This window comes from Verrucomicrobiia bacterium, from assembly GCA_019634625.1.
GTDB lineage: Bacteria > Verrucomicrobiota > Verrucomicrobiia > Limisphaerales > CAIMTB01 > CAIMTB01.
This window is the reverse complement of the sequence record JAHCBA010000021.1, coordinates 1-25,722: the sequence shown is the minus strand read 5'-3', so window position 1 is coordinate 25,722 and position 25,722 is coordinate 1. Positions and strand designations below refer to the sequence as shown.

Sequence of the window (25,722 nt, the reverse complement as noted above, 5' to 3'; positions counted from 1 at the left end):
GGGGGGAGAAGCACGGCCCGGGAGGATTTGGAACGAGCGGGCTTTCCCGGGCGGGAACCATCCGGCACCGTGCGGGCATCCACACGATGAGAGTGATTCTGGGTTGTCTCGGGGTGTTGGTCCTTGCTGGCCTGCCCGGAGGGGCGGCGGACTCCGGGCCGGGAGCGGTGCGGCCGAATGTCCTGTTCGTCGCCATTGACGATTTGCGGAACGATCTCGGGGTGTTCGGAGTGGCCCACGCACGGACGCCGCATCTGGACAGGCTTGCTGCGACGGGCCGGTTGTTTCGGAGGCATTACGTGCAGGTTCCCACCTGCGGGGCGTCGCGGGGCGTACTGTGGCGGGGGCGGTATCCGACGGAGCCGGCGCATTTGGGCAACCACGCCATACGTGACACACACGGTGCGTGGGCCGGGGATTCGCTTCCGGCGCGGTTTCGGGGGGCGGGGTATCGGACCCTGGCCTTGGGGAAGCTGACGCATTTTCCTGGGGGACGGACTGGTGCGGATTGGGCGGTCGGGCCCGAAGAACTGCCGGGGGCGTGGGACCGGGCGTGGGTGCCCGAGGGGCCATGGCAGACGCCCCTGGCCATGATGCACGGGTATGCCAACGGGGCGGCGCGGCGAGCGGGCGTGTCGCCGGCCTGGGAGGCGCACGAGGGTCCCGATGAGGCCTATCCGGACGCCTGGGTGGCGACGGAAGCGGTGGCGACGCTGGAGCGGCTGGCAGCGGAGAAGGGGCCCTGGTTTTTCGCCGTGGGATTCTTCAAGCCGCATCTGCCGTTCGCCGTTCCGAAGGCATGGCACGATCTGCACGCGGGTGGGGTGGCAGAGCTTTCACCCGAGGCGGCGGCCCGGCCCGCATGGCCGTCGGGGTGGCATCGGAGCGGGGAGTTTCGGGGGAACTATGGGCACCCGCCGGGAAGGGATCCGGAGACGGATGGGGACTATGCCCGGGCGACGCGGCGGGCCTATGCGGCGAGCGTGAGTTATGTGGATGCGCAGGTGGGGCGGGTGCTGGAAGCCCTGCGACGACTGGATCTCGAGGCGTCCACGGTGGTGGTGGTCTGGAGCGACCATGGGTTCCTGCTCGGAGAACACGCCATTTGGGGAAAGCACTGCCTGTACGAACACGCCTTGCGCGCCCCTCTGATCCTTCGCACTCCGGGACTATCCCGGCCGGGCCTGCCCAGCGACGCGATCGTCGAGACCGTGGATCTGTATCCGACGCTCGCCGGGTTGTGCGGAATTCCGGTGCCGGACGGACTCGATGGGCACAGTCTGGTGGCTCAGTTGAACGATCCCGAGGCGCCATCGGCGAAGCCCGCGCGTGGGTATTGGACCGGCGGCCAGCGAACGATACGGACGGACCGCTGGCGGCTCATTGCGCATGGGGCCGATGGGGGGCGGGCCCGTCATTACGAGCTGTTCGACTATCAGGACGATCCGGAGGAGACCCGAAACCATGTGGAAGAGCGGCCGGACGTGGTGCGGTCCCTGGCAGCGCGGTTGGGCTTGCGATCGGACGAGGAGGCGGCAGCGGCATCGGGGTCGGATCTTTGATTCTGACAATGACACCTTTGCCCGGGGGCGTGGTTGATGGGTCAAATTCAAAGATCCGACCCTTGGCCGTAGCCACGGCCTAGAGAGGAGGCTGGGTTCCACCCGATGCCACGGGCGTCGTGAAAGGTTTTCCGGGGAGACCGGTTTCCATGGGGGTATGAACCTGATTCGGAACTGGCCCTGGACGTTCTTCATGGTGCTCGGGGTGCTCGCCATTCAGGGCGGGTGGACTGCCTCGGCGGCCGATTCCATGGCCCCGGGACTTTCAACCCCCGTGAAATCCCCCCCGGAGATCCTCGTGGAGGGCATCGTCGTGCTGTCGGAGGCGCCAATGGCCGACGGACGGATCCGCATGGAGGCCCGGGCCGGGGTTCGGATTGTCGGGGAATCCACCTGGGAGAACGTGACGGTATCGGTCCGCGACGAGATCGCCGGGGTGCGGGTCGAGGTCCTGACCCAGGAACTCCGATTCAACGGGATGCTGGGTCCGGGCGCCTCGGCCAGCCCGGCTGATTCCGATCCCGTTGTCATCGCCGTGCCGTCGGAGCAGGCGGGCGCCGTCCGGGCCGCCATGCTTGCAGGCGAGGCCTTCCGCACGACCGGCAGCGAGATGTGGATCTATGTGCATCCACCCAGGGGCATCGATGCCGACACGGAACGAGCCTGGCGATACCCCGCGGAATGGGCCGACGCGGAACGGACGGAGATCAGGCTCGTGTTCACCAACACCACGCCCTTCCTGCTTTCCCTGCAACCGGGCGACCTTCTGGTGGAGAACCTGTCGGTCCATCCCCTCGCCCGGACCAACATCGTTTCGGGGACAGCCCCCGACGACACCCTGACCACCCTGGCCGACTATGTGCCGTTCCGGGTCGGAAGCGTGACCGTGGAGGACGACCAGATCCGGGTCGTGGGCCGGCGGATGCTGCTCCTGGAGGTGATCCGCAGCGCGACCCTGGTGGGCACGCCCCTGGATGCGTACGTCCACCCGTTGCGCGATCCGTACAAGCCGGACCCCGAAAAGACCCACACCCGCAGGGAACAATCCGAGCGCCATGCAGAAGCGAGGCTCATCGCCACCGAGGAGAACCCGCGCGACGGACGGCTTGCCGACCTGAACGGGATGTTCGCCCGTCCGTGGCATTTCAACGAGGTGCCCATCGGCGGGCGCGTCACGCTGAGCGGCGAATGGCTCTTTCGCCAGTCGGGGCTTCGCCTTGAGCTCAAGATCCGGGACTTTCGCGTCGAGCGCGTGCTGGCTCAGGTCGATGCCGGCGTGGTTTTTAACCTGCTCATCGAGTGTGGCGAACCCGGGGACGACTCGGAGGAAGCCTCCGACGGCTCCTCGATAACGCTGTTCGAGATCGATGACATCCCGGCCGTGACCTTCAACCTCGGGGGCGTGCCGGTGTCGGTGAAACCCGTGCTCCGCCTGACCGCCGGGGTCGAGGCAAACGTCCCGTCCCGCCTCGTCCTCCCGTTGCAGAGCGCCTTCACGGTCGGCATGGAAATGGGCTACGACCGCAGTCTCGTCACCGACACGACAGAGGGTTTCTTCTACCGCCCGATCACGGAGTTCGTTCCGGTCCGTGTGTCCGACCCGACCGTGTTCGACGAACTGGCGGCCACGGTGGGTTTCTGGACGCAGCTCGATGTGGGTCTCGAGATCGCCGCCGGGTCGGGCATCGCCATTCAGGCGGGGCCGTCCCTCGGCATCCGGCTTGAAAATGACTACCGCCTGGCGCCGATCGAGGACCCATGGTGGGCCGTGGACCTCGGGCTGGAACTGGTCGGGAACTTCGCCATCGATCTGGAACTGCTCGAGTTCGCCGAAATCCGGTTGGTGGATTCGACCGCCTCGATCCATCGGTTCGACCTGTTTCACCGCGACGCAGGCGGCCCCTTGACGGGTGGGGCGCGCCTCGCCGCCCCGGTTTCGACCCGCCCCTTCGGACCCCGGACCGGCGAGGGTGTCCGGTGGGGACGATTGTTCCAGTCGCGCCCGAACTTCCAGGGGTTCCGCAACGCCTTCGTGTTCGCCGTGCCGGACGGCGGCGGGGACATCATCGCCGGCGGCTACAATGCCTACTCGATGCTGGCCCGTTTCTCGCCCACGGGCGACTTGCGTTGGATCCTCGACACCCACCCGGTCCCCACCATCCACAAGGCCACCCCGCTCCCCGATGGCTCGTTCTTCACCGCCGGGACGGAGGGATTGAACATCGTGTTCGCCCGCTACGACGGCCACGGCAACCGGCTCTGGGCCACCGCCTACAGCCAGGTTCCCCGCTTCACCATCGAAGCCGTGACGGTGGGAGCCGACGACTCCGGTCAACCGGAGTACTACGTGGCCGGCAGCGTGACCCATACGACCGTCACCACGAGTGACCCCGCGTTGATCAAACTCGACGCCGAAGGCCAGCCGGTCTGGGCTCGTTACTACTCCAACCCGCACGACGACGAAGCGCTCGGCATGACCCTGGCCGCGGATGGGCACATCCTGCTGTGCGGCTTCGGCAGGGGCGATGTCCCGCCGCCCACCACCGGCTCCCCGGAACCCGGCAATATCCTGAAGCTGGCGCTCGCCGGGGGGATGGTCATGAAGGTGGATTCGCAAACCGGCGCGGTTCGATGGGCCACTGTCTGCCCGGCCCGCTGGGGCATGCGGTTCAACGCCATCGTCGAAGCCCCTGACGGAACGATCTACGCCGCCGGAGCCTCTTCCCGCCCCGTCACTCTGGATCGCCCTTCCAACGTCTTCGCCCGATTCTCCCCCCAGGGTGCCCTGCTCGACCATGTGAGCGTCGGGGACGACCCCGACTGGCCGGACCTGCTCCCCTACGCGGGTCGATCCCCCTACGATGCGGTGCATGGACTGAGGTGGACTCCCGACGGCCTGATCGCCTGTGGCGCGTCCGGCCTCGGAGCGGACGTCACCGGATGGGTCATGGGCCTCACCGGGAATCTCGGAGTGCGGTTCTACTCGGTCGTGGATGCTCCAGGTTCCAATCCGTTCCTCGACCTTGCCGACGCGGGCGACGGCTTCGCGGTGGTGGGTCACACGCATTCCCCCTTCGCCCTGGCGGGGCAGACCGGCCAGACCATCCCGATCCTGCTCAAGCTGCCCTGGGAAGGCCTGATGCGCTTCGCGCCCAACACCGGATTCCGGAGTCTCTTCCTCCAGCCCTGGGTCTATCACGCCTCCGCCACCCACGAATACCAGGTACTCTCCTCGTTCAACCTCCCTCCGTCCCCCGTGTTTCCCGACGGACGGAAGGTCTATGTCGGCAACCACCACGGTCCCCTCGCCTACACGCCGCAGGAACTGGCGCTCACTTCCCAACCCGCCGGCACCGCCCCGAACGCCGGACCGAATCCCACCCGTTTCCCGGTCGAGTTTGTCCCGCTGCCCGAGATCCATGCCTACGAAACCTGGGCGGCCTACCATCACCTGCCCGAGGGCAGTTCCCCCGAAGGCGACTCGGACGGCGACGGTCTGAGCGACCGATTCGAGGCGTACTTCGGAAGAGACCCCAAGATCCCTGAAAGCACGCCCATCTTCGCAGTCACGCTCGCGGAGTCGGAGGGTTCCATCGCCGCGATCATCTCCTTTACCCGTGCCCCTTACGCGAGGTCCTGGGGCGTCGAGATCCAGGCCAGCGACGATCTGCTAACCTGGGCTCCTGTCTCCGGTCTCGGCGAGACGGTCGTGGCGCTCGATCCGGCAACCGAACGCGTCGAGATCCGCGTGCCTGCCGACGTCCTCGCGCATCGATTCTTCCGGGCGGCGGCACGCTGATGCCCCCGGTGACGACGGGGTCTCATGGCGCCAGGGGCGCGTGGCGGCGGCTCCGATTCCAGTCCGTCACCGTCGCGCCCACCCGATCGAGCCAGGCCGGGTACGCCGCGTCCTTGCGAAACCGCTCGAAGGATGACCCCTCCCCGATCCAGGTGGCATCCCAGGCCTGCATGACCTCCGCCGCAACCCAGGCGCCGTCGAGGTCCAGATCGACGGCCTGAAGGCGACGGCTCGACCGATGCAGGACGGAGTCGAACACGCCCCGATCCGTGACCCGGTGGCCGCCCTGAGGGACGCTCGGGAGCCGGTGCCAGGGCTCCTCCGCCCCGGCCTCGCCTCGCCGCCGTTCGCTCGCAAAGTGTCCCACGCCTGCGTACACCATGTTCGTCTCCCGCCAGTTCAATCGTTCCAGCGCCGGATGCCCCTGGGCCCGATTCCAGCGCAACAGCATCCCTCCGGTCCGGTCCACCAGGGAATCCCTCCACAGGACCGAGAACTCCCCATGCCGGGGTGCATGCCACAGGTCCAGAAGCGTCGCCGTCACAAAGACGCTGCCCCGGGATTCAATCCGCGCTCCCCCGTCAGCGTCCGGTCGAACCGCCAGGGCGCGATGGATCACAAGGATCGAATTCTCGATCTCGACCCGAAGGGTCCCTTGCCCCGCACCCAGGCCGATCCCCGTCGCGTGAACCCCCAGCAGCAGGCAGTTCTTCAGGTGTGCCATGCTCCCCGAGGTCAACAGGACCAGGGGACGGTAGGTTCGCGTATTGTCCTCGGGCGGCACCCTTCTCCCCCCACGTACAAGGACATCCTCCGCATCGCCGGGGGTCCGCATCAACCGGCAGTTCAGCAGGTGCAGGGACGCATGCTCCACCAGGATGAGCGGCCCCGGATCCATCCGGTCGGCGCGCGCCGCCAGGGTCAATCCCTCCAGGGTCAAAGGGCCATCGGCGAGGATCAGCGGCTCGTATCGGTTCGTCGCGACCAGCACCGGCACAAAGCCCCGCGCGGCACGCAGGGTCACCGACCGGTCCCCAACCCGGAACCCATCCGTGTGCCGCTCTCCATCGAAACGCACCTCCACCACCCCGCCATCCCGGCAGGCCCCGACAGCGTCCGCCAGTCGGGCATGGCTTCCGAACTGCCCGCGCACGTGATACCCGTCGCCTCGAAGGTGGCAGAGCCACGCGTTCACGACCGCCGTGCGGCCGAGGGCGTCGAGCCAGAGCACGGCAGCGGCGGCAAGCAGCAGCAGCCCCGCGGCCCAGCCAAGGCCGGGCAGGACCCTTCGCCCCTCGCGGGCCGTCCGCTCGAATCGTTCCAGCGCCACCACCACGGCGTCGGCGCTGACGAACCGATCCTCGGGGCGAAAGGCCACCAGCCGGTCCACGATGCTCGCGAAGGCCGGCGGAAGCTTCGGGTTCGACGCGCGCACGGGTGGAATCGGGTCCGACGCGGCGGCCCGGAGCACCTCCCCGATCGTGTCGCCGCGCCGGGGCCATTTCCCGGCGGCCAGCAGGTAGAGCAGCGCCCCAAGTCCGAAGAGATCGCTGCGCACGTCATAGGCCCCTCCCGCCGCCGTTTCCGGAGCCACGAACTGCGGCGTGCCGACAACCCGCCCCCACGTTCCCGGCACCTCCCTGCCCCCCGTCTGCGCCAGTCCGAAGTCCGCCAGACGCACATGGTGAATGCCGCCATCGAGGAGCACATTCGACGGCTTCAGGTCCCGGTGCAGCACGCCGCGTGCGTGGGTCGCCGCCAGCGCCCGGGCCAGTTGCTTCCCGATGCGCGCCGTGTCGGGAACCGGCAGGGAGGGCGAACGCCCGATCCAACCCTCCAACGAACCCTCCGCATAGAAGGGCATGACCAGATGGAGCAACCCGTGCTCCCGGCCCGCGGTGTGGAGTTCCGCCACATGATCATGCCGGATCGCCGCCACCGCCCGGGCCTCGTCCAGGAACGCCTCCGACGCCCTCCCCTGGCCCGCCTCCTCCAGCGGAACCGTCACCTTCAAGGCAACCCACCGGTTCAGCGTGGGATCGCGCGCCTTGAAGACCATCCCCATGCCCCCGCGTCCCGACACCTCGATCACCTCATACCCGGCCCACCGCCCCAGCATCCCGGGACCCGAAGGCCGATCCAGCGCGGACATCACGAGGGCCTCCACATCCACCGGGCTGTCCCATGCCCCCAACTGCGCGCATCGAATCAATGCGGCGACCGTTCCGCCCGGGTCGGCAACCCCGGCTTCGAACGCCAGGCATCGCACGTCCATCCCCTCCCACCCGGATCGGGCCACGGACTCCAGAACCCCTGCGCAGGCCTCGCAAGTCTCCACGTGCGCGGTCAGTGCGGCCTCCTCCCCCTCCGACAAAAGGTCCCCGGCCAGCGCCTCGATCCGGGATCGCGCCGGACACTCATCCCCCATGGTCCCACTCCCCTGTTCCATCCAGGACATCCCCCAGCGTATCGATCGTCCGCTTCAGGCGACGGATCACCCGCGAACGCGCGATATAGACCGCGTTCAGACTCAACGACAGATCGCCCGCCACCCGCTCCGCCGGCTCGCCAACCACCGCCGTCCGCCAAAAGGCGTCCCAGGTCACGGCCTTGAACTCCGGGCGGATCCGGGCGGCCGCCCAGCGCACCAACTGCTCCCGATGCTCCCGCTGCCAGTCCTCCTCCGAACCCTCCTCCGGTGGACGTCCTTCCAGCCGGGCCAGCGTCGTCTCACCGGCCAGCCGCGGCCGCCGCGCCTGGGCCGAGAGGAAGTTGTTCAGCTTGCTGCGAACCACCGTGTACAGCCACTGCCGGAACCGGCTTCGTTCCGGATCGTACTCGAACCGCGGCAACGCCCCCGCCAGCGCCCGCAACACGTCCTGCGTCACATCCGCCGCGTCCGCCTCCCGAAGCCCTCGACGCCGGCAGAATCCATAGATCGCGGGCGTGTAGATCTCCACAAACCCGGCCCAAGCCTCCTGGTCCTTCCCGTCCCGGAGGCGCAACAGCAACGAACGCCGGGTCGGCACATCTCTGACCATGAGCGCTGGCATAAATCAACCGCCCGGCGATGGCAAGTTCCAGACGTACCCGTACCCGCCCCGGCGGTGCATCCCGGTGTTGTGAGTGAGGAGTCAGCGAATCGGAGGGACGAGCTCTGCGAGTCCTCAACCCAACGCTCCACACCGTTGCAGCCCCGTGGAACCCGGCCCTCCGAGGCGACGCTTCGCGCGCTTCGGATCGAAGGGGCGGGTACCGATGGGGGCCGGGCGGGGTGTTCGTGCGCCCGGCCCGCGGGTGAAATGTCAAATTCAGAGATCTGACCCCGAGGATTCACGGGCGGCGGCGAAGTGGCGATCGGCGAGGCGTTGCCATTCGGCCGCCATGGCCTCGACACGGTCGGGGTGGCGGGTTGCGAGATTGCGGGTCTCGGATCGGTCGGCGCGGAGGTCGTAGAGTTCCCACGGTTCGTCGCGGGCGGCGACGATCTTCCAGTCGCCGACCCGGAGCGCGCGGTGGCCCTCATGCAGCCACCACAGCGGGTCGCGGGCCAGTATGACATCGCGGCGGAAGGCCGGAACGAGGCTTTGGCCCGGGGGCAGGAGCCCCGCCTCAGCAGCACGTTCGGATGGCCAGGTTCCCCCCGCCAGTTCCATGAGGGTGGGCGGGATGTCGATGACATGGCCTGGGCTGCGACGGAACCGATTGCGGGCACGGATGCCGTCGGGCCAGTGGACGATCAGGGGCGTGGCAATGCCGCCTTCGTGGGCCCAGATCTTGTGCCGACGGAACGGGGTGTTGGCGGCGCTGGACCATCCGGGGCCGAGACATAGGTACGACGCGGCCGAACCGGGCGCGGCCGCAGGATCGTGTCCGTCCCCTCGGACCATGATCTCGGCGCTGGCGCCGTTGTCCGAGAGGAAGAGGATCAGGGTGTTGTTCCAGGCGCCCATGGTGCGGAGTTGATCGAGGACGCGGCCGATTTCGCGATCCATGCGATCGATCATGGCGGCATGAATGGCCATCTTGGTCGCCTGGAAGGAGCGCTGGACGGCGTCGAGATCGATCCAGGGAACGGGGCGGTTGACCTCGCCGGCACCGAGCTGGATCAGGGCATCGGGAAAGTGGTAGGGCGGGCCGACGTTCGGTTCGAGTGACGAGAGGGGATGGCGACCCAGTCCGAGGCTGCGGCCGCGACGCCATCGTTCCTCGCGGATGACATCCCAACCCACCTGGTACCGGTGGATATAGGGCGCGATGTCTTCGGCCGGGGCGTGGAGAGGAAAGTGCGGGGAGGTGAAGCACAGGTACTGAAAGAAGGGGCGGTCCGGATGTTCGCGGGCGTGTTCCTGAAGATGGCGGACGGCGTGGTCCGCAATGGCGGTGGTCACCAGGAATCCGGTGTCCGGTTCGATGGGCGGCAGGCGCTGATCGTCGGCGAAGTGGTGGCGGGGATGGAAGAAGCGGTCGTGGTCCTCGACGCTGTAGGACCGGTCGAACCCGCCTTGGAGTCGCGGCCCGTCAATGTGCCATTTGCCCGAGTGATAGGAACGGTAGCCGAGGGGACGCAGCAACTGGGGAAGGAGTGGAGCCCAGTCCGGGCGACGTCCCTGACCGCCCCCTGGGATGCCGGGGACGGCGTCGCGACGGATCTGCTGCGGATAATAGCCGGTCAGGAGGGCGGCGCGGGTCGGCCAGCAGCGTCCGGAATTGTAGAACTGGGTGAAGCGGAGTCCGTGCCGGGCCAGTCCGTCGAGGTGGGGCGTGGCGATCTCGCCACCGTAGCAACCGAGATCGCTCCAGCCCAGGTCGTCAGCGAGTATGACGACGACGTTGGGCGGCGGGGCGCCAGGTATTGGTGCTCCGGTGGCCGTGGCTCCCACGAGGAGGAACAACATCAGCACGGCCATCGGCAGGCGACGAGACGCCCTGAGACGGCAAGGCGGGGGAGCGTGAGGGGGTACGATCATCTTCGGGCGCGATGATTGTGATAGGGCCCAACAATTTCCGAGAGGCGGGTCTGGGGCCCATGACGACGTGGTAGGGCGCTCATGGTTCTGCCGATGTTTCGGGTGAACCCTCGATGGGCCTGCTCCCGGGATGCAAGCCGCGAGGCCGTTGCGACGAAGCCGATACGCCGATCCAGGGCCATGACCATGATATAAAAAGGCAGGCCTATTGCTGTTGACGCCACTTGCTTCAGTCCCCCATCTGGCGCTCCCAAGAGCCCCAGCCGACCGCGGCGGATGGCCGGGTTGGCTGGGTTGGCTGGGTTGCCGACCCGTCAAGAGTAACCAGCCAGGCTATTTAATTACCTTACCGGTGGTGATCTGGTTGCGGATCGTCAACAAGATATGCCAGGCCTGTTATATGCGATTTGGTCAATTGCATTATGCCTGTCTTATTGTCGAGACCGCTTGACTCGATGGGGTCGCGCGCTTCGCGGCACCCTCTCCGTGCTGGCGGCACGACCCGTCCCGAACCCTCCTGTCCCAGGGGCCATCAACCCTTCTCACGCCGGAACACGCGCCAAGGATTCGGGGATTCGGCTTGGACTGGCGGGGGGGGGTCCGTACCCTGCGTCCCCTCGCGGGCCGGGTTCTCCGAGGCGGGGGACGATCGCCGGCGGACTGAGGGCCGGCCCGGAGGATCCGTCCACGTATGGCTGAACGCATTCTGGTACTGGGAAGCAACTCCTTTTCAGGGGCGAGTTTTGTGGCGCACGCGCTGGGGGCGGGGGCGGCGGTTGTGGGGGTGAGCCGTTCGCCGGAGCCGCACCCGGCGTTTTTGCCGTACCGTTGGGGGAAGGAAGGGGGGGCGGTGGAGCGGTTCGAGTTCGAAGCGCTGGATCTGAATCGGGACACGGACCGGATCGTGGAACGGATCGAGGGGTTCCGGCCGGACTACGTGGTCAACTTCGCGGCGCAGAGCATGGTGGCGGAGAGCTGGCTGCAACCGGAGGACTGGTACCGGACAAACATCCTGGCAAACGTGCGGTTGCACGAACGGATCCGGAGGTTCGGGTTCATCCGGCGCTATGTGCACGTCTCGACGCCGGAGGTGTACGGGAGTTGCGCGGGGAACGTGACGGAGGACGCTCCGATGAATCCGAGCACGCCGTACGCGGCTTCGCGGGCGGGGTGCGATCTGCATTTGATGACGTTCTTCCGGAATTACGGGTTCCCGGTGGTGTTCACGCGGGCGGCGAACGTGTTCGGGCCGGGCCAGCAATTGTACCGGATTGTGCCACGGACGATCCTCTATATCCGCCTGGGGCGCCGGTTGCAGTTGCATGGAGGCGGGCATTCGGTGCGGTCGTTCATTCATATCCGGGATGTATCGGAAGGGACGTTGCGGGTGGCGCGGGAGGGGCGGCCAGGGGAGGTGTACCATTTGTCCACACGGGTGACGCATTCGATCCGGCAGGTGGTCGAGACGGTGTGCCGGAAGATGGGGGTGGCGTTCGACGAGGTGGTGGACGTGGTGGGGGATCGTCCGGGGAAGGATGCGGCGTACCTGCTGGACAGCGGCAAGGCGCGGACGACGCTGGGTTGGGAGGACACGATTTCCTTCGAGACCGGGGTGGACGAGACGATCGCCTGGGTGGACCGGCACCTGGACGCCCTGCGAGGGCAACCGCTGGAGTACCAGCACAAGCCGTAGGCCCCTTTTCATGATGGCAAAGCACGTATTGGTCACCGGCGGATTCGGGTATGTCGGGAGCCGACTGACGCCGCATCTGCTTCAACTGGGATACCGGGTGCGGGTCCTGGACCTGATGCTGTACACAAGGGCCGGGCTGGAGGCGCTCGAACGGGATGGGTCCTACCCGGAATGGCGCGAGCGGTTCGAACTTGTCGAGGGGGATCTGCGGGATCCGGACGCGGTCGATCGGGCGCTGGCGGGGGTGGATGCGGTGATCCACCTGGGGGCGATCTCGAACGACCCGACGGGGGATGTGGACGAGGTGCTGACGCGGCAGGTGAACTTCGACGCGGTGGGGATGCTGCTGGCGCGGGCGCGGGCGGCGGGGGTGCAGCGGTTCATCAATGGGTCTTCGAGCAGCGTGTTCGGGATCAAGGATGTGCCCGATGTGACCGAGGAACTCGAGCCGGAGCCGCTGACTTTCTATTCCAGGTACAAGATGCTCTCGGAGTGGCTGGTGGTGGCGGCGTCCTCGCCGGACTTCTGCGCCGTGAACGTCCGGCCGGCGACGATCTGCGGGTATTCACCGCGGCAACGGTTCGACCTGACGGTGAACAAGCTGACGGCGGACGCCGTGCGCAAGCGGGTGATCACGGTCCATGGGGGGGAGCAGCGACGTCCGAACGTGGGCATGACCGACGCGATCCGGCTCTATGGCGAGCTGTTGGAGATCGAGGCGGCGCGGATCAACGGGCGGACGTTCAATTTCGGGTTCGAGAACCTGAAAGTGATCGAGATTGCGCGAACGATTCAGGCGGAGCTGGCGGACCTCCATGTCGAGATCCGGGTGACCGACACGCTGGACAAGCGGGACTACCACATCTCGTCGGCGAAGATCCGGGACGTGCTGGGGTACCGGCCGGTGAGTTCGATCCGGGAGGAGGTCGGGCAACTGAGGCGGGTGCTCGAGGGAGGGGCTTTTCCGGACGTGGACGCGCCGGAACACTACAACATGAAGTTCATGAAGATGACCCGGAGTGCCGCCGCGTACCGGTATTTTGCCCGGTAGGGACGGGGCGCGGAAGGTTGCGACGATATGGATGCGGACGCGGTGGCACCGGGCAAGTGGATCCCGTTCGAGGCGGTTCCGGAGCGGATGGCGGCGCTGCGGGCGGCGGGGCGGCGGGTGGTGCAGTCGCACGGAATCTTCGACCTGATCCATCCCGGGCATGTGACGCATCTGGAGGGGGCGCGGGCGATGGGCGATGTGCTGGTGGTAAGCGTCACGGCGGACGCCCATGTGCAGAAGGGGCCGGGGAGGCCGTATTTCGACGAGCGCCTGCGGTTGGGGAGCCTGGCGGCGCTGTCGTGTGTCGATCACGTGGTGCTGTCGCCGTTTCCGAGCGCGGTGCCGGCGATCGAGGCGATCCGGCCGGACATCTACTGCAAGGGGAAGGAATACGAGGATGCGGAGCACGACGATTCCGGGGCGTTGCAGGAGGAGATGCGGGCGGTGGAGCGGTGCGGGGGCGAGGTGCGCTTCACGGGTGGGATCAAGGCGGGCTCGACGCGGCTGCTGAACCATTATTTCGAGCATCTGGGGGCCCCGGTGCGGGCGTTCTGCCGGGGGCTGGCAACGCGGTACACGCGCAAGACGCTGGGGGAGGCGGTCGAGAGCCTGGCCGGCCTGCGGGTGCTGGTGGTGGGCGAGACCATTTTTGACCGGTACGCGCAAGTGCGGGTGCAGGGATTGACCTCGAAGAGCCGGGTGATGTCGGGGCGATTTCTGGGGAGCGAGACGCACGGCGGGGGGGCGCTGGCGGCGTTCCGGCACGTCCGGCAGTTCACCTCGAAGGTCCGGTTTCTGAGCGTGGTGGGGACGGAGCCGTGGGTGGAGGGCGCGTTGCGAGGTCTGGTGGGGACGGGCGAGGACCTGGTGGTGCGGGATCCCGGGTACACGACGATTGTGAAGGAGCGGTTCGTGGAACCCCGGGGTGAGGGGGAGGAGGTGAGCAAGCTGTTTGCGGTGAACTACCTTGATCCCGAGCCGCCGGCCGAGGCGGTGCTGGAACGGTTTGAAGCGGGGTTTCGCGAGGCGTGCGGGAATTGCGACGCGGTCCTGCTGCTTGATTTCGGGCACGGTCTGATGACGGAGCGGTTGCGCCGGATGGTGGAGGAGCGGGCGCCGCTGCTGGTGTTGAACTGCCAGACCAACAGCAGCAATCACGGGTTCAATGTGCTGCCGCGACAGTACCGGCGGGCGGATGTCTTTGCGCTGGACGAGCAGGAGTTGCTGCTGGCGGCGGGGCAACGGCGGGTGGATTTCCAGCAGGAACTCCGGGGTTTGAAGGAGCGGTTGGGTGCCCGGTATGCGTGGCTGACGCGCGGGCCGGTGGAGACGCTGGGGTTGCGCGACGGGGAGGAGGGTTGTGTGTGTCCGCCGCTGGAGACGGATGTGGTGGATCCGGTGGGGGCGGGGGATGCGTTCTTCTCGGTGGCGGGACTGGCGGCGGCGCGTGGGCTGCCGCTGGATCTGGCGACCTTTCTCGGTCAGCTCGCGGGGGCGCAGGCGGTGCGGATTCCGGGGAATGCCCATCCGATTTCGAAACCGGTGCTGGTCCGGGGAGGCATGTCGTTGTTGGATTGCTGAACGCGGACCGCGCAACGCATGAAGACCGTCGCCGCCATTCTTGTGGAGCAACGCCAGCCTCTCGTGGTGGATGAGGTGGAGGTGCCGGCGCCTGGCTTCGGGCAGGTGCTGGTGGACATCCAGGTCAGCCGGATTTGCGGTTCCCAACTGGGGGAGATCGACGGGGTGAAGGGGCCGGACCGGTATTTGCCTCATCTCCTGGGGCATGAGGGGGGCGGCGTGGTGCTGGAGACGGGGCCGGAGGTGCGTCAGGTGCGGGCGGGCGACCGGGTGGTGTTGCACTGGCGCCCGGGGCGGGGCATCGAGGCGCGGGGGTCGGTTTATGGGTGGCGGGGCAAGGCGGTGAACGCGGGGCCGATCACGACGTTTCAGCGGCTGGCGGTGGTGTCGGAGAACCGGCTGACGGGGGTGCCGCCGGACACGGATTTCGAGGTGTGCGCCCTGTTGGCGGACACGTTGACCACGGGATTCGGGGTGATTCACAACGACGCCCGGGTGCGCCTGGGGGAATCGGTGGTGGTGGTGGGGTGCGGCGGCATCGGGCTGGGTATCGTGCTCGGGGCCGGACTGGCCGGCGCCCATCCGGTGATTGCGGTGGATCTGCACGATCCCAAGCTGGAGATGGCGCGTCGGTACGGGGCAACGCACACGGTGCATGCCGGGCGGGAGGACCTGGGGGCGGCGGTGCGGGGGATTCTGGACGGCGCGGCGGCGGATGTGGTGGTGGACGGGACGGGGCAGCCGTCGGTGCTGGAGCAGGCCATGGGATTGCTGGGCCCGCGGGGGCGCTGTGTGGGGGTGGGGGTGATGGCGCATGACCGGCGGATGACATTGAACACCCTGCCGCTGCATTTCGGCCAGCGGCTGACGGGCTCGCACGGGGGGGACAGCCAGCCGGCGGAGGACATCCCGCGGTACCTGAGGATGATGCGCGGTGGACGGTTTGATCCGCGTGCCATGGTCACGGATCGGGGGCCGATCGGGGAGGTCAATGAGTTGATCGGCCGGATGCGGGCGGGCGAGGTGGTGCATGGCCTGATCGATTTTCGAACCTCATGACGGACCTGCAACGCGAGGAGGCGGCGCCGGTGGCGGCCGCGATGACGATGGAGGAACTGGCGCGGCTGGCGCGCGAGGTGCGGGGTGACGTGGTGGCCATGTCGCACCGGGCGGGGACGCCGCATCTGGGTTCGGCGTTGTCGTGTGTGGACATCCTGGTGGGGTTGTACGGGAGGGTGCTGCGGATCGATCCGGCGCGTCCCACCGATCCGGCGCGGGACCGGTTCATTTTGAGCAAGGGGCATGCGGCGATGGCGCTGTATGCGGTGCTGGCGCGGCGGGGTTTCTTTCCGACCGGATGGCTGGAGACCTTTGCGGGGGAGGGGGCGCCGCTGGCGGAGCAACCGGCGCCGGGATGCGCGCCCGGGGTGGAACTGGCGACGGGTTCGCTGGGGCACGGGTTGCCGGTGGGGCTGGGGATGGCGCTGGCCAACCGGCTGAGCGGCCGGCCGGGGCGGGTGTTCGTGTGCCTGAGCGACGGGGAGTGCAACGAGGGGACGGTGTGGGAGGCGGCGCTGTTCGCGCCGGCGCAGGGACTGGACCGGCTGGCGGTGGTGATTGATTACAACAAGTGGCAGGCGACCGGCCGGAGCAATGAAGTGATGGCGCTGGCGGATTTGCGGGCCAAGTGGGAGGCGTTCGGCTGGAGGGCCCGGGATGTGGACGGCCACGATCTGAAGGCGCTGGTCGGGGCGTTGGGGGAGGTGCCGGATGGGAGCGGACGTCCGGTGGCGGTGGTGGCGCACACGGTCAAGGGCAAGGGCGTGTCGTTCATGGAGGACGACAACAACTGGCACTACCGGATTCCGAAGTCCGGGGAGGTGGCGGAGGCGCGGCGGCAGTTGGGATTGGCGGATTGAAAGGAACGGGAATGCGCAACGCCTTTGCCCAGGAGATCACGCGGCTGGCGCTCGAGGATGAGCGGGTGGTGCTGTTGAGCGGCGACATCGGGAACCGGCTGTTCGACGAGATGAAGGCGCGGTGTCCGGGCCGGTTTTTCAATTGCGGTGTGGCCGAGGCCAACATGATCGGGATGGCGGCCGGGATGGCGTTGAGCGGATTGCGCCCTGTCTGCTACACCATTGCGCCGTTTCTCACCTACCGGTGCCTCGAACAGATCCGGGTGGACCTCTGCTACCACCATGCGCCGGTGGTGCTTGTCGGAACAGGGTCGGGGTTGTCGTATGCGTCGCTGGGGGCGACCCATCATTCCTGCGAGGAGATGGGGATGCTGCGGTTGCTGCCGGAACTCGCGGTGGTGGCGCCGGGGGATCCGTGGGAGGTGCGGGCGGGATTGGAGGCGGCGTTGCGTCACCCCGGTCCCGTGTATCTGCGCATCGGGAAGAAGGGGGAACCGGCGGTCCATGCGGCACGGCCGGGGTTCGAGATCGGGCGGGCGATCCGGTTGCGCGAAGGGGCGGAGGTCATGGTGCTGGCGGCGGGGACGATTCTGCCGTTGGCGGTGGAGGTGACCGGGCGTCTGGCGGAAGAGGGAGTGGACGCCGGCGTGGCGAGTTTCCACACGGTGAAGCCCCTGGATGAGGATCTGCTGAGGGAGGTGTTTGGGCGGGTGCGGGTGGTGGCGACCATCGAAGAGCACAGTGTGCTGGGCGGCTTGGGAGGAGCGGTGTCGGAGTGGCTGGCGGACCGCGGCGGGGTCGGGATCCGGGCACGCCTGTTGCGGTTTGGGACAGCGGATGCGTTTCTGCACCGGACCTGTGAGCAGGAGGGGGCGCGGGAGCATTTTGGGCTGACGATCCCGGCGATCACGACGGCCATCCGGGCCGCGCTGGAAGGGGTAACGCGATGAGACTGGAGTGCGGGGCGATGCGGGGGTTGCGGCAAATCGACGGATTCGGCGTGCCTATGCACGAAGTTGAGGGCGTTTTTGGGCTGGGTGGGTTTCCGGCGGCGGGGGCGGGCGGCAGGTGCATCCCCAAGTTGTCGGTAACGAGCCAGCGAATCGGAGGGACGAGCTCCGCGAGTCCTCAACCCAACGCTCCACACCGTTGCGGCCTCGTGGAACTCGGCCCTCCGAAGCGCCGCTTGGCGGAGTTCGCACCTCTACCCACAATTCCGGGAAGCACGGGCGGGCGGAGGCGGGCAGGATTTCGCGTGTAGCCCATGGGGGTTGGTCGATAGGCTGGGACTTCCATGGATTCGGAACGCTGGGATGAACGGCTGGAGCGGTGGATCGCGGTGTTGGTGGGGGCGGCGATCGGATTGGCCGTCCTCGCGTTTGGCGGGGTGCGGATCGGGGAGTTCCTTTGGATCGAGGGGTTGATGGCGCTGGCCCTGTTGTTGTGGGGCGTGCGGATCTGGACGGTGCGCGACCATCGTCTGCTTTGGCCTCCGGTGTGCTGGGGGGTGTTGGGATTCGGGCTGTGGGCGGTGTGGCGGACGGCGGTGGCGGATGTGGCATACGTGGCATGGGGAGAGGGCATGCGCATTGCGACCTACACGGCCCTCTACTTCGTGGCGGTGAACAATTTGAACCGGCAGAGTGTCGCGCAGGGTCTGGCGTGGTTCCTGGCGGGGTTGGCGACGCTGCTTTGCTTTTACGGGGCGTGGCAGTTCGCGACCGGGGCCAACGCGGTGTGGGGATTCGAACGCAGTGCGGACTACGTCCGGAGGGCCAGCGGGACATACATGAACCCGAATCATTTCGCCGGGTTACTTGCCCTTCTGCTGCCGGTGGCGATCGGGACGGTGATTGCGGGGCGGATGAAGCCGGTGGGGCGGGTTTTGCTGGGGTACGCGGCGCTGGCGATGATGGCGGGGCTGGCGCTGAGCCTTTCGAGGGGCGGATGGGCGGCGGCGTCGGTCGGGGTGGGGCTGGTGTTGTTGGCGCTGTCACGGCATCGGGATTACCGGCGGGCCGCCGTGGTGAGCGTTGCGGTGATCGTGGTGGGAATTGGAGCGGTGGCGATGCGCAGCCACTGGATTCAGGGGCGGGTGGCGCAGTCTCAGGATCTGGAACCGACGGCACGGAACTCCCGTCCGCACATCTGGCGGGCAGCCGTGGGGATGTGGCAGGACCATCCCTGGTTTGGGGTGGGGCCGGCGCATTTCTCGGAGCGATTCAAGGCGTACCGGACGCGATGGGTGCATGGGGAGCCGGAGCGGGCGCACAACGATTACCTGGATGCCTTGGCGGACTGGGGGGTGCTTGGGGTGACGGTCTTGGCGGTGCCGCTGGTATTGCTGGGATACGGAGTGGTGCGGACCCTGCGGCAGGTGCGGCGGGATCCCGGGGATCTCGAGGTGAAGCGCAGCGGGCGGTACGCGTTTGTCCTGGGCGCGAGCGGCGGTTTGGCAGCCCTGGCCGCGCACAGTCTGGCCGACTTCAACTGGCATATCCCCGCCAACGCGATGGTGGCGGTGCTATGGATGGGGTTGTTGACGGGGTACTTCCGGTACGCGACAGACGACTGGTGGGTCTCGTCGCGGTGGCCGTGGCGATGGGCGGTGTCCCTGGGGCTGATTTTGCCGCTGACCGGGTTGCTGGGTTGGGATCTGGTGCAACGGGGGCGGGAGACGCGGCATTTGGAGAGGGCCCAGCGGGCGATTCCGGCATCGGATGGGCAGGTGGCCGACTTGGAGGCGGCCTGGCGGATCGACTCCAGGAATGCGTGGACCGCGTATCGATTGGCGGAGGCGTACCGATTGCGGAGCTTTACGGGGGAAGGGGAGTTCCGGCAGTGGGGGCAGCGGGCGCTGGAGTGGTTCGAAGTGGCGGCGCGGTTGAATCCGTTCGAGCCGGTCTTTCGGCACCGGGCCGGGATGTGCCTGGACTGGCTGGGAGAGCCGGACCGTGCTGCGGGGTATTACCAGGCGGCCCGGGAGCTGGATCCGGAAGGGAGGATCACGAGCTTCTACATGGGCTGGCACGAGATGCAGAAGGGCAATCTGGCGGAGGCCAGGCGGTGGTTCACCCTTTCGACGGAACAGGGATGGCCACCGTACGAGCCGGCGATGGACTACCTTCGTGTGCTGGACGAGCGGGAGGCGGTCCTCATGCGACGGGGGATGGAGCCGGGCGCAGGCCGGTGACGAAGTTTCGGATCAGCGAGATTTCCTCTTCGCCGGCGATGGTGTGTTCCTTGGGGAACTCATGCCAGGCCACGCGAATGCCCGCTTCCTGGAGTTGTCGCATCTGACGCCGGACGGGTTCGATGGGCAGGAGGGGGTCGGCGGTTCCATGGGTGAGGAGGAAGCGTTGGGATGGAGCGGCGGGGGAGCGGCGTTGGAGGAGACGTTCGGGTTCGTGGACATAGCCGCTGATGCCGACGGCCCCGGCGAGGGTCCTTGGGTAGCGGAGGGCCACCTCGATGGTCATGAGGCAGCCTTGGGAGAACCCGAAGAGGATGGTTTGGTCCGGTGGGAAGCCCTGCCGCTCGGAGTCTTCAAGAAGTTCGAAGAGGAGCCGGGCGCTACGTTCGACTCCCGGACCGGGATCGCCGGCGAAGTCGTACCACGAGTAGCCGCCGAAATAGTGGTCTGGGGCGTTGACCAGTCGGTAATGGAGCCAAGGGAGGGCCAAGGCATCGGGCAGCCATCGATAGCCGGCTAGGCTGTCTCCGAGGCCATGGAGCACGATCATGAGCCAGCGGGAATCCTTGTCCGTGGCTGGGATCGGGAGCGAATCGAGCATGGGAAGAGAGTGGCAAAGGGGTGTACGGGACGGCAACCCTGCGGGGGACAGGGGGAAAACCCCTGCGCGAGCGAGAGCCCGGATGGTGCCGACGGAGGGGATCGAACCCACACACCCTTGCGGGTACCAGATTTTGAGTCTAGCGCGTCTGCCAATTCCGCCACGTCGGCAATCTCCACCCGGGGCCGCGGAAGAGGTGAAAGGGTGCACGAAGGAATGGGATGCCGGCAAGAAAAAGCCCGTCTCCGCAGGGGAGACGGGCTTTGAGGGATTCGGAAGGATCTTAGTTCCCGGCGGCGCCGTACCGATCGGGGTCGAAGCCAGGACGGCCGGGACCGACGGCCTTGGGCGGGAGGGTGACCTTGCTTCCGGCAATGGTCTGACCGATGGAGCCGGGGGGAATCAACCCGCTGATGACCGTACCGCCCCGAGCCACGACGGCATCGGAGGTGATTTCGAGCGCGGCGGCGTCCTGGGCGAGAGTGGTCGCGGAGAACACGCTGGGATGAGCAAAGGCCACTTCCTGAGCGAGCGAGGAAGACGAGGTGGTCGTCAACCGGGAGCAGACCGCGAGGATTTCGGCGGCCCGTTCGGGGGCGGCGCTGCAGGCGGAGGCGGCGATCAAGCTGACGTTTTCAGGATTCGCCCGGGCAGCCGCGGCGGCGGCCGTGGTGGCGAGGCTGGGTTCCGCCTTGGCGATGGCAGCAACGACATGGTGGATGGCCGCAGGGTGGGTCCGGGCAACCTTGCGCATGACGATGCCGACGACAGCAGCGCGGGACTGCTGGGGAGCGGTTGAGACAATTTTGACGGCGGTGGCCGGCAATTCTGCCGCCGAGACACCGTTGAGGGCATCCACCGTCACGCGGGGGGCCGGCATTTCCTTGGCGCTGACGGTCGTCGCGCCGAGCGAGAGGGCCGCAAATACAAGAATCAAAGCGAGGTTTTTCATGTTCCGAGTTCTACACGCAGTTTTGGTTCACCACCCAGTCCGCGAGCGTAGTAATGCTCGCCGCGGAAGCTGTCAACCGGTTTTCTCGGAATGAGTTGGGATCTGAGGAATCGCATGGTGACCTCCGGGACCCCCGGAAACCCTCATGAATCCGCCGATCCGGCTTTCCTTGAAGCCGGTCCGCTTGCGCTTTCGGGGGAAGAGGCTGGCACAGGGCGCGGGGAGCGGGCAACCGTTCATGCTGAGGAAATTTCCCGGGCCGTCGGCTCGGGGGAGAGGGTGGATGCGGGTTCGGCGATGCGCTTGTGCCAGACATAGCGGAACAGCAGGGCCCGGAGCACGGCGGTGGCGGGGATGGCCAGGAGACCTCCGAGGAGGCCACCCATGAGGGTGGTGCCGACAAGAAGGGCGATGATGATGGTCACCGGGTGCAGGCCGACGCGGTCGCCGATGATCTTGGGCTGGACGATCCAGCCCTCGATGGTCTGGACGATGCAGAAGACCACGAGGACGAGGAGGGGATGCTGCCAGTCACCGAATTGCACAAAGGCGATGATGAGGGCGGAGACGCAGGTCACGATGGCGCCGAGGAAGGGCACGATGGTGAGGACGGTGGCGACGAGGCCAAGGAGGAGGGCGTAGGGGAGGCCGATGATGAGAAAGCCGATGGTGTACATGACGCCGTCGCAAATGGCGACGAGCACCTGGCCTCGGAAGAATACGATGAGGGCGTCGTTGATGTTGCGGAGGAGCCAGACGATCTCGTCTTTGAACTGCGAATCCGCGAGGGGAACGTACCGGGTCCACTGCCGTTCGATGCTGCTTTTTTCGAGGAGGAAGAAGAACGTGTAGATGGGGATGAGGGCGAGGCCAACGAGAACGCCGATCCAGGAGGCGACCTTTCCGAGCTGGCCGATGAGCCAGCGTCCGACATCGGGGAGGATGGTGGCGAGCCAGCCGCCGGCGGTGCGGAGGGCGTTGGGGTCGAGGGCCTTGATCCACCAAGGGGGATCGGTGGCCGACGGGGCGGCGTTGTCAGAGGGAGTGCCGCCAAGGCCCAGGAGTGAAAGGAGGGGGGGGTCGTCGTTCTCGGCGGCATCCTCGGAGGGTGGGGAGTCCGGGTGGGCGGATTCGTTGGTGGAGGTGAGGGAGGCGGGGGTTGCGTTGGTGGGATCGTCGCGCCAGGGGAGGGGGAGGAGACGGAGGAGCGGGGTGGGAGGTTTGTTGATCCACTTCTCCATTTTCGCCTGGGCTCGGCCGACATAGCCGGGGATTTGGCGGGCGAGGTCGCGCGCTTCGACGACGACGCGGGGGACGATGCTGGCGGCGACGCCAAGGAAGGCGATGACGGCGACGCTGAAGACGAGGAGAATGGCGCGGAGGCGGGGGATCCCCTTGCGGATGAACCATTCGACGACGGGATCGAGGATGAAGGCGACAATGCCGGCGACGGCGATGGGCCAGAGGACGGGAGAAAGGACAACGAGGGCGCGTCCGAGGCCCCAGAGCACGGCACCGACGATGGCGACGGTGAGGGTCACCGCCAGCATGGTGATGGCGAACCAGATGAGCTGGCCCTGACGGGGGGTGGGGGCGGGGAAGTTCACGGCTGGTCCCGCTGGCCCAGGCGGCGGGATTTGTCGGCTGCGGCGCGGACGGCGTTGATGAGGCCGGCACGGAGCCCGGCACGTTCAAGTTCGTGGAGGCCTTCGATGGTGGTGCCGCCAGGGCTGGCCACCTGATCCTTGAGGGCACCCGGATGGAGGCCGGTTTCGAGGACCATCCGGGCGGCGCCGAGGAGGGTTTGGGCGGCAAGGCGGGTGGCGACGTCCCGGGGGAGGCCGGCGGCGACGCCGCCGTCGCTGAGGGCCTCGATCATGAGGTAGCCATAGGCCGGGCCGCTGCCGCTGAGGCCGGTGACGGCATCGAGAAGGGGTTCGGGGAGGGGAAATGCGATTCCGACGGCGTCGAAGAGACGCTGGATCCAGTGGGCATCCTCGGGGGAGCATTGGGCGCCCAGCGAGTAGGCGGTGGCGGAGGCGCCCAGGAGGGCCGGGGTATTGGGCATGACGCGGGCGACCCGGACGCCGGGGGGGACGGAGGCTTCGAGTTGGGCGAGGGGGATGCCGGCAGCGATGGAGACGACGAGGTGGCTTGGGGAAAGGGAGGGCCGGAGTTCACGGAGGAGTTGGGCGACCTGGGTGGGTTTGACGGCGACGAGGAGTGTGGAGGCCCGGGCGATTTCGAAGTTGTCGGCGGTGGTGGTGGCGCCTGTGGTGCGAGCGAACTGGTCGCGGGCGGCAGGTTCGAGATCGCTGGCGTGGAGGTTTTCGACGCGGACGAGCTGGGCACGGAGGAAGCCCAGGGCGAGGGCGGTGGCCATGCGGCCGGCGCCGAGGAAGCCGATGGATGGGGATTCGGCCATGATGCGGGGTTGGTGTAGCAACGGGCGTGGTGGGGCGGAAGCGCAAAGGCGTGGTGGGGCAACGGGGCGATGGGGATCAGAGTGGTTTGAGTTTGCGGCCCTTGGGGGTGTCCTCGATGGTCCAACCACGGGAGCGGAGTTCCTCGCGAAGGGCATCGGCCCGGGCGAAGTCGCGAGCGCGCCGGGCAGTTTCGCGGGCGTCGGCCAGGGCTTGGATTTCCTGGGGGGCATCGGCTTCGGGCGGGGGTTGGAGGCCGAAGGTATTCGCGACATGGCGCCACGCGGCGAGGGCAGCGGCGGCGGACTTGGGGGGCAGCTGCCGAGCGGCCATCAACCGGTTGACGTGGCGGATCCAGTCGAAGACAGCGGCCCAGGCCGCGGAAACATTGAGGTCGTCGTCGAGGGCGGATCGGAAGGGTTCGAGGAGGTCGGGATCGGGCGGGGCGGTGTGGCTGGCGGCTCGTTCGGTAAGTTTGGCGAGGCATTCGTCGATCCGGCCGAGGGCGGCCCGGGCACCGGTGAGGCCATCGAGGGTAAAGTTGAAGGATTCGCGGTAATGGGCGGTGAGGAGGAGATAGCGGACTTCGCGGCCGGAAAAGCCCCGGGCAAGGAGGTCGCGAAGGGTGAAGTAGTTGCCGAGGGATTTGCTCATCTTCCTGCCCTCCACAAGGAGGAAGGCGCCGTGGACCCAGTGTTTCACGAAGCATTCCCCGGAATTGTGCCAGGCGGCCCCCTCGCTTTGGGCGATCTCGTCCTCGTGGTGGGGGAAGACCAGGTCCTCGCCACCGAGGTGGAGATCGAAGCTGGGGCCGAGGAGTTTCATGCTCATGGCGCTGCACTCGATGTGCCATCCGGGACGTCCTTCGCCCCAGGGACTGGGCCAGTAGACCTGCCCATCGTCGGGAACGCGGGCCTTCCAGAGGGCGAAGTCGGAGACCGATTCCTTGGCGTATTCGTCGGAGCGGACGCGATCGCCGGGGCGAAGTTGGTCGAGGTTGAGGGGGAGGAGTTGGCCGTAGCGATGGCCGCAGGAGGTGTAGTGGGCGATGCTGAAATAGACGGAGCCGTCGGGGGCGCGGTAGGCGAGGCCTCGTTCCATGAGGCGGGAGATGAGGGCGATGATGTCGGGGATGTGTTCGGTGGCGCGTGGGGAGTGGTGTGGGGGGAGGCAGTTGAGGGCGTGGTGGTCCTCGAAGAAGGCCCTCTCCAGAGGACGGGTGAAGTCGGCGAGGGGAAGGCCTGATTCGCGGACGCGACGGATGATCTTGTCCTCCACGTCGGTGACGTTCATGACGTGGTTGACCTGCCAGTCGGAGGCTTCGAGGTGGCGTCGCAGGAGGTCGGCGAGGACGAAGGTGCGGAAATTGCCGATGTGGGCGTAATCGTGGACGGTTGGTCCGCAGCAGTACATCCGGACGCGGCGTTGGGAGGGGTCCCAAGGGGCGAAGGGTTCGATGCGTCTGGAGAGGGTATTGAAGAGTTGAAGGGCCATGGCGGCGTGAGTTGGAGGCTGCCGCAATGGCGGGAGGGAGGGCAACGCGGGAGGCTCGAATCCTTGGCGAGCATCAAAGACACGCACTTACGGATGACTATCTTGTTGATGTATCATCAGCCCATGTATGCTGTTTGGCTCACGCCCGCGGATCGCCAGCATGAGCCTGCGACGCCTTCGCTCACGGAGATCGGGTTGGCAGACTTTGTGGATGGATCCTGCTCAAGAACGGCCTCTGCCGGCGCTTCGACTGCTGGCGGAAACTCGATTGGATCCAGGTATTGGCTCCGCGCACCCGCAACGCCTTCAGCCTTGTGCCTCAGGCGCAGTCCATCCGATAGAGCATCTCCTGCGACTTGCGGATATTATCGGTGAATGAGCTTCACGTGCGGCACCTTACCCCACCGCATCCACTCGAAGATCCCGCAGCACGCTAAGTCCCGGGATGGGGGCGCCTCGAATGATCCGCGCGCCGCTCTTGCGT

General features: G+C 67.2%; 17 protein-coding genes and 1 tRNA gene. 9 read left to right on the top strand and 9 right to left on the bottom strand.

Annotated features, from left to right (window positions below; all coding sequences use genetic code 11):
* Positions 1-86: 86 nt before the first annotated feature.
* Positions 87-1,562 (top strand): sulfatase, encoded by a 1,476-nt coding sequence (locus tag KF833_13565; GenBank protein ID MBX3746328.1) that lies wholly within the window; start codon positions 87-89, stop codon positions 1,560-1,562.
* Between the two features lie 157 nt (positions 1,563-1,719).
* On the top strand, positions 1,720-5,361 hold the full coding sequence (locus KF833_13560) for a hypothetical protein (protein MBX3746327.1): 3,642 nt from the start codon (positions 1,720-1,722) through the stop codon (positions 5,359-5,361).
* A gap of 22 nt (positions 5,362-5,383) precedes the next feature.
* Here the strand turns inward: KF833_13560 and KF833_13555 are convergent, their stop codons facing one another.
* The 3 genes from KF833_13555 to KF833_13545 all read right to left on the bottom strand — a co-directional run bounded on the left by KF833_13555 (position 5,384) and on the right by KF833_13545 (position 10,271).
* A complete protein-coding gene (locus tag KF833_13555; protein ID MBX3746326.1) occupies positions 5,384-7,789 on the bottom strand; it encodes a serine/threonine protein kinase in 2,406 nt (801 codons plus the stop codon).
* Positions 7,779-8,402, bottom strand: coding sequence for a sigma-70 family RNA polymerase sigma factor (locus KF833_13550; protein MBX3746325.1), 624 nt, complete (start codon positions 8,400-8,402; stop codon positions 7,779-7,781). Before KF833_13550 ends, KF833_13555 begins: the two co-directional genes overlap by 11 nt.
* A 270-nt stretch (positions 8,403-8,672) precedes the next feature.
* A complete protein-coding gene (locus KF833_13545; protein ID MBX3746324.1) occupies positions 8,673-10,271 on the bottom strand; it encodes an arylsulfatase in 1,599 nt (532 codons plus the stop codon).
* Between the two features lie 751 nt (positions 10,272-11,022).
* On the opposite strand from KF833_13545, the gene KF833_13540 reads away from it, so the two are divergent.
* From KF833_13540 to KF833_13510, 7 genes are all read left to right on the top strand, one after another.
* Positions 11,023-12,024, top strand: coding sequence for a GDP-mannose 4,6-dehydratase (locus KF833_13540; GenBank protein ID MBX3746323.1), 1,002 nt, complete (start codon positions 11,023-11,025; stop codon positions 12,022-12,024).
* A 10-nt stretch (positions 12,025-12,034) separates the two neighbouring features.
* Positions 12,035-13,075, top strand: coding sequence for an NAD-dependent epimerase/dehydratase (locus KF833_13535; protein MBX3746322.1), 1,041 nt, complete (start codon positions 12,035-12,037; stop codon positions 13,073-13,075).
* Between the two features lie 27 nt (positions 13,076-13,102).
* On the top strand, positions 13,103-14,656 hold the full coding sequence (locus KF833_13530; protein ID MBX3746321.1) for an adenylyltransferase/cytidyltransferase family protein: 1,554 nt from the start codon (positions 13,103-13,105) through the stop codon (positions 14,654-14,656).
* 18 nt (positions 14,657-14,674) lie between these two features.
* Positions 14,675-15,715, top strand: coding sequence for a zinc-binding dehydrogenase (locus tag KF833_13525; protein ID MBX3746320.1), 1,041 nt, complete (start codon positions 14,675-14,677; stop codon positions 15,713-15,715).
* Between the two features lie 41 nt (positions 15,716-15,756).
* Complete coding sequence (locus KF833_13520; GenBank protein MBX3746319.1) at positions 15,757-16,575, top strand: transketolase; 819 nt, start codon at positions 15,757-15,759, stop codon at positions 16,573-16,575.
* 11 nt (positions 16,576-16,586) lie between these two features.
* The gene (locus KF833_13515; GenBank protein MBX3746318.1) at positions 16,587-17,525 is read left to right on the top strand and encodes a transketolase; all 939 of its coding nucleotides are present in this window, start codon (positions 16,587-16,589) and stop codon (positions 17,523-17,525) included.
* Between the two features lie 344 nt (positions 17,526-17,869).
* Positions 17,870-19,768 carry an O-antigen ligase family protein gene (locus tag KF833_13510; GenBank protein MBX3746317.1) on the top strand — a complete coding sequence of 633 codons (1,899 nt, stop codon included), beginning with the start codon at positions 17,870-17,872 and terminating at the stop codon, positions 19,766-19,768.
* Here KF833_13510 and KF833_13505 read toward each other — a convergent pair.
* From KF833_13505 to cysS, 6 genes are all read right to left on the bottom strand, one after another.
* Entirely contained in the window at positions 19,731-20,369 is a 639-nt protein-coding gene (locus tag KF833_13505; GenBank protein ID MBX3746316.1) for a serine esterase, read from the bottom strand. The genes KF833_13510 and KF833_13505 overlap by 38 nt on opposite strands.
* 83 nt (positions 20,370-20,452) lie before the next feature.
* Positions 20,453-20,539: transfer RNA gene (locus KF833_13500), tRNA-Leu, on the bottom strand.
* A gap of 113 nt (positions 20,540-20,652) precedes the next feature.
* Entirely contained in the window at positions 20,653-21,321 is a 669-nt protein-coding gene (locus KF833_13495) for a hypothetical protein (protein ID MBX3746315.1), read from the bottom strand.
* A gap of 236 nt (positions 21,322-21,557) precedes the next feature.
* Positions 21,558-22,928, bottom strand: a complete 1,371-nt coding sequence (locus KF833_13490) for an AI-2E family transporter (GenBank protein MBX3746314.1) — start codon at positions 22,926-22,928, stop codon at positions 21,558-21,560.
* Positions 22,925-23,746 carry a pyrroline-5-carboxylate reductase gene (gene proC, locus KF833_13485; GenBank protein ID MBX3746313.1) on the bottom strand — a complete coding sequence of 274 codons (822 nt, stop codon included), beginning with the start codon at positions 23,744-23,746 and terminating at the stop codon, positions 22,925-22,927. The genes KF833_13490 and proC overlap by 4 nt, the downstream gene beginning before the upstream one ends.
* A 76-nt stretch (positions 23,747-23,822) precedes the next feature.
* A complete protein-coding gene (cysS, locus tag KF833_13480) occupies positions 23,823-25,238 on the bottom strand; it encodes a cysteine--tRNA ligase (GenBank protein MBX3746312.1) in 1,416 nt (471 codons plus the stop codon).
* Positions 25,239-25,722: the final 484 nt, after the last annotated feature.

Coding starts and splice junctions, on each gene's coding strand:
- KF833_13565 (MBX3746328.1), top strand. CDS start 87: ATGAGAGTGATTCTGGGTTGTCTCGGGGTGTTGGTCCTTGCTGGCCTG.
- KF833_13560 (MBX3746327.1), top strand. CDS start 1,720: ATGAACCTGATTCGGAACTGGCCCTGGACGTTCTTCATGGTGCTCGGG.
- KF833_13555 (MBX3746326.1), bottom strand. CDS start 7,789: ATGGGGGATGAGTGTCCGGCGCGATCCCGGATCGAGGCGCTGGCCGGG.
- KF833_13550 (MBX3746325.1), bottom strand. CDS start 8,402: ATGGTCAGAGATGTGCCGACCCGGCGTTCGTTGCTGTTGCGCCTCCGG.
- KF833_13545 (MBX3746324.1), bottom strand. CDS start 10,271: ATGGCCGTGCTGATGTTGTTCCTCCTCGTGGGAGCCACGGCCACCGGA.
- KF833_13540 (MBX3746323.1), top strand. CDS start 11,023: ATGGCTGAACGCATTCTGGTACTGGGAAGCAACTCCTTTTCAGGGGCG.
- KF833_13535 (MBX3746322.1), top strand. CDS start 12,035: ATGATGGCAAAGCACGTATTGGTCACCGGCGGATTCGGGTATGTCGGG.
- KF833_13530 (MBX3746321.1), top strand. CDS start 13,103: ATGGATGCGGACGCGGTGGCACCGGGCAAGTGGATCCCGTTCGAGGCG.
- KF833_13525 (MBX3746320.1), top strand. CDS start 14,675: ATGAAGACCGTCGCCGCCATTCTTGTGGAGCAACGCCAGCCTCTCGTG.
- KF833_13520 (MBX3746319.1), top strand. CDS start 15,757: ATGACGATGGAGGAACTGGCGCGGCTGGCGCGCGAGGTGCGGGGTGAC.
- KF833_13515 (MBX3746318.1), top strand. CDS start 16,587: ATGCGCAACGCCTTTGCCCAGGAGATCACGCGGCTGGCGCTCGAGGAT.
- KF833_13510 (MBX3746317.1), top strand. CDS start 17,870: ATGGATTCGGAACGCTGGGATGAACGGCTGGAGCGGTGGATCGCGGTG.
- KF833_13505 (MBX3746316.1), bottom strand. CDS start 20,369: ATGCTCGATTCGCTCCCGATCCCAGCCACGGACAAGGATTCCCGCTGG.
- KF833_13495 (MBX3746315.1), bottom strand. CDS start 21,321: ATGAAAAACCTCGCTTTGATTCTTGTATTTGCGGCCCTCTCGCTCGGC.
- proC (MBX3746313.1), bottom strand. CDS start 23,746: ATGGCCGAATCCCCATCCATCGGCTTCCTCGGCGCCGGCCGCATGGCC.
- cysS (MBX3746312.1), bottom strand. CDS start 25,238: ATGGCCCTTCAACTCTTCAATACCCTCTCCAGACGCATCGAACCCTTC.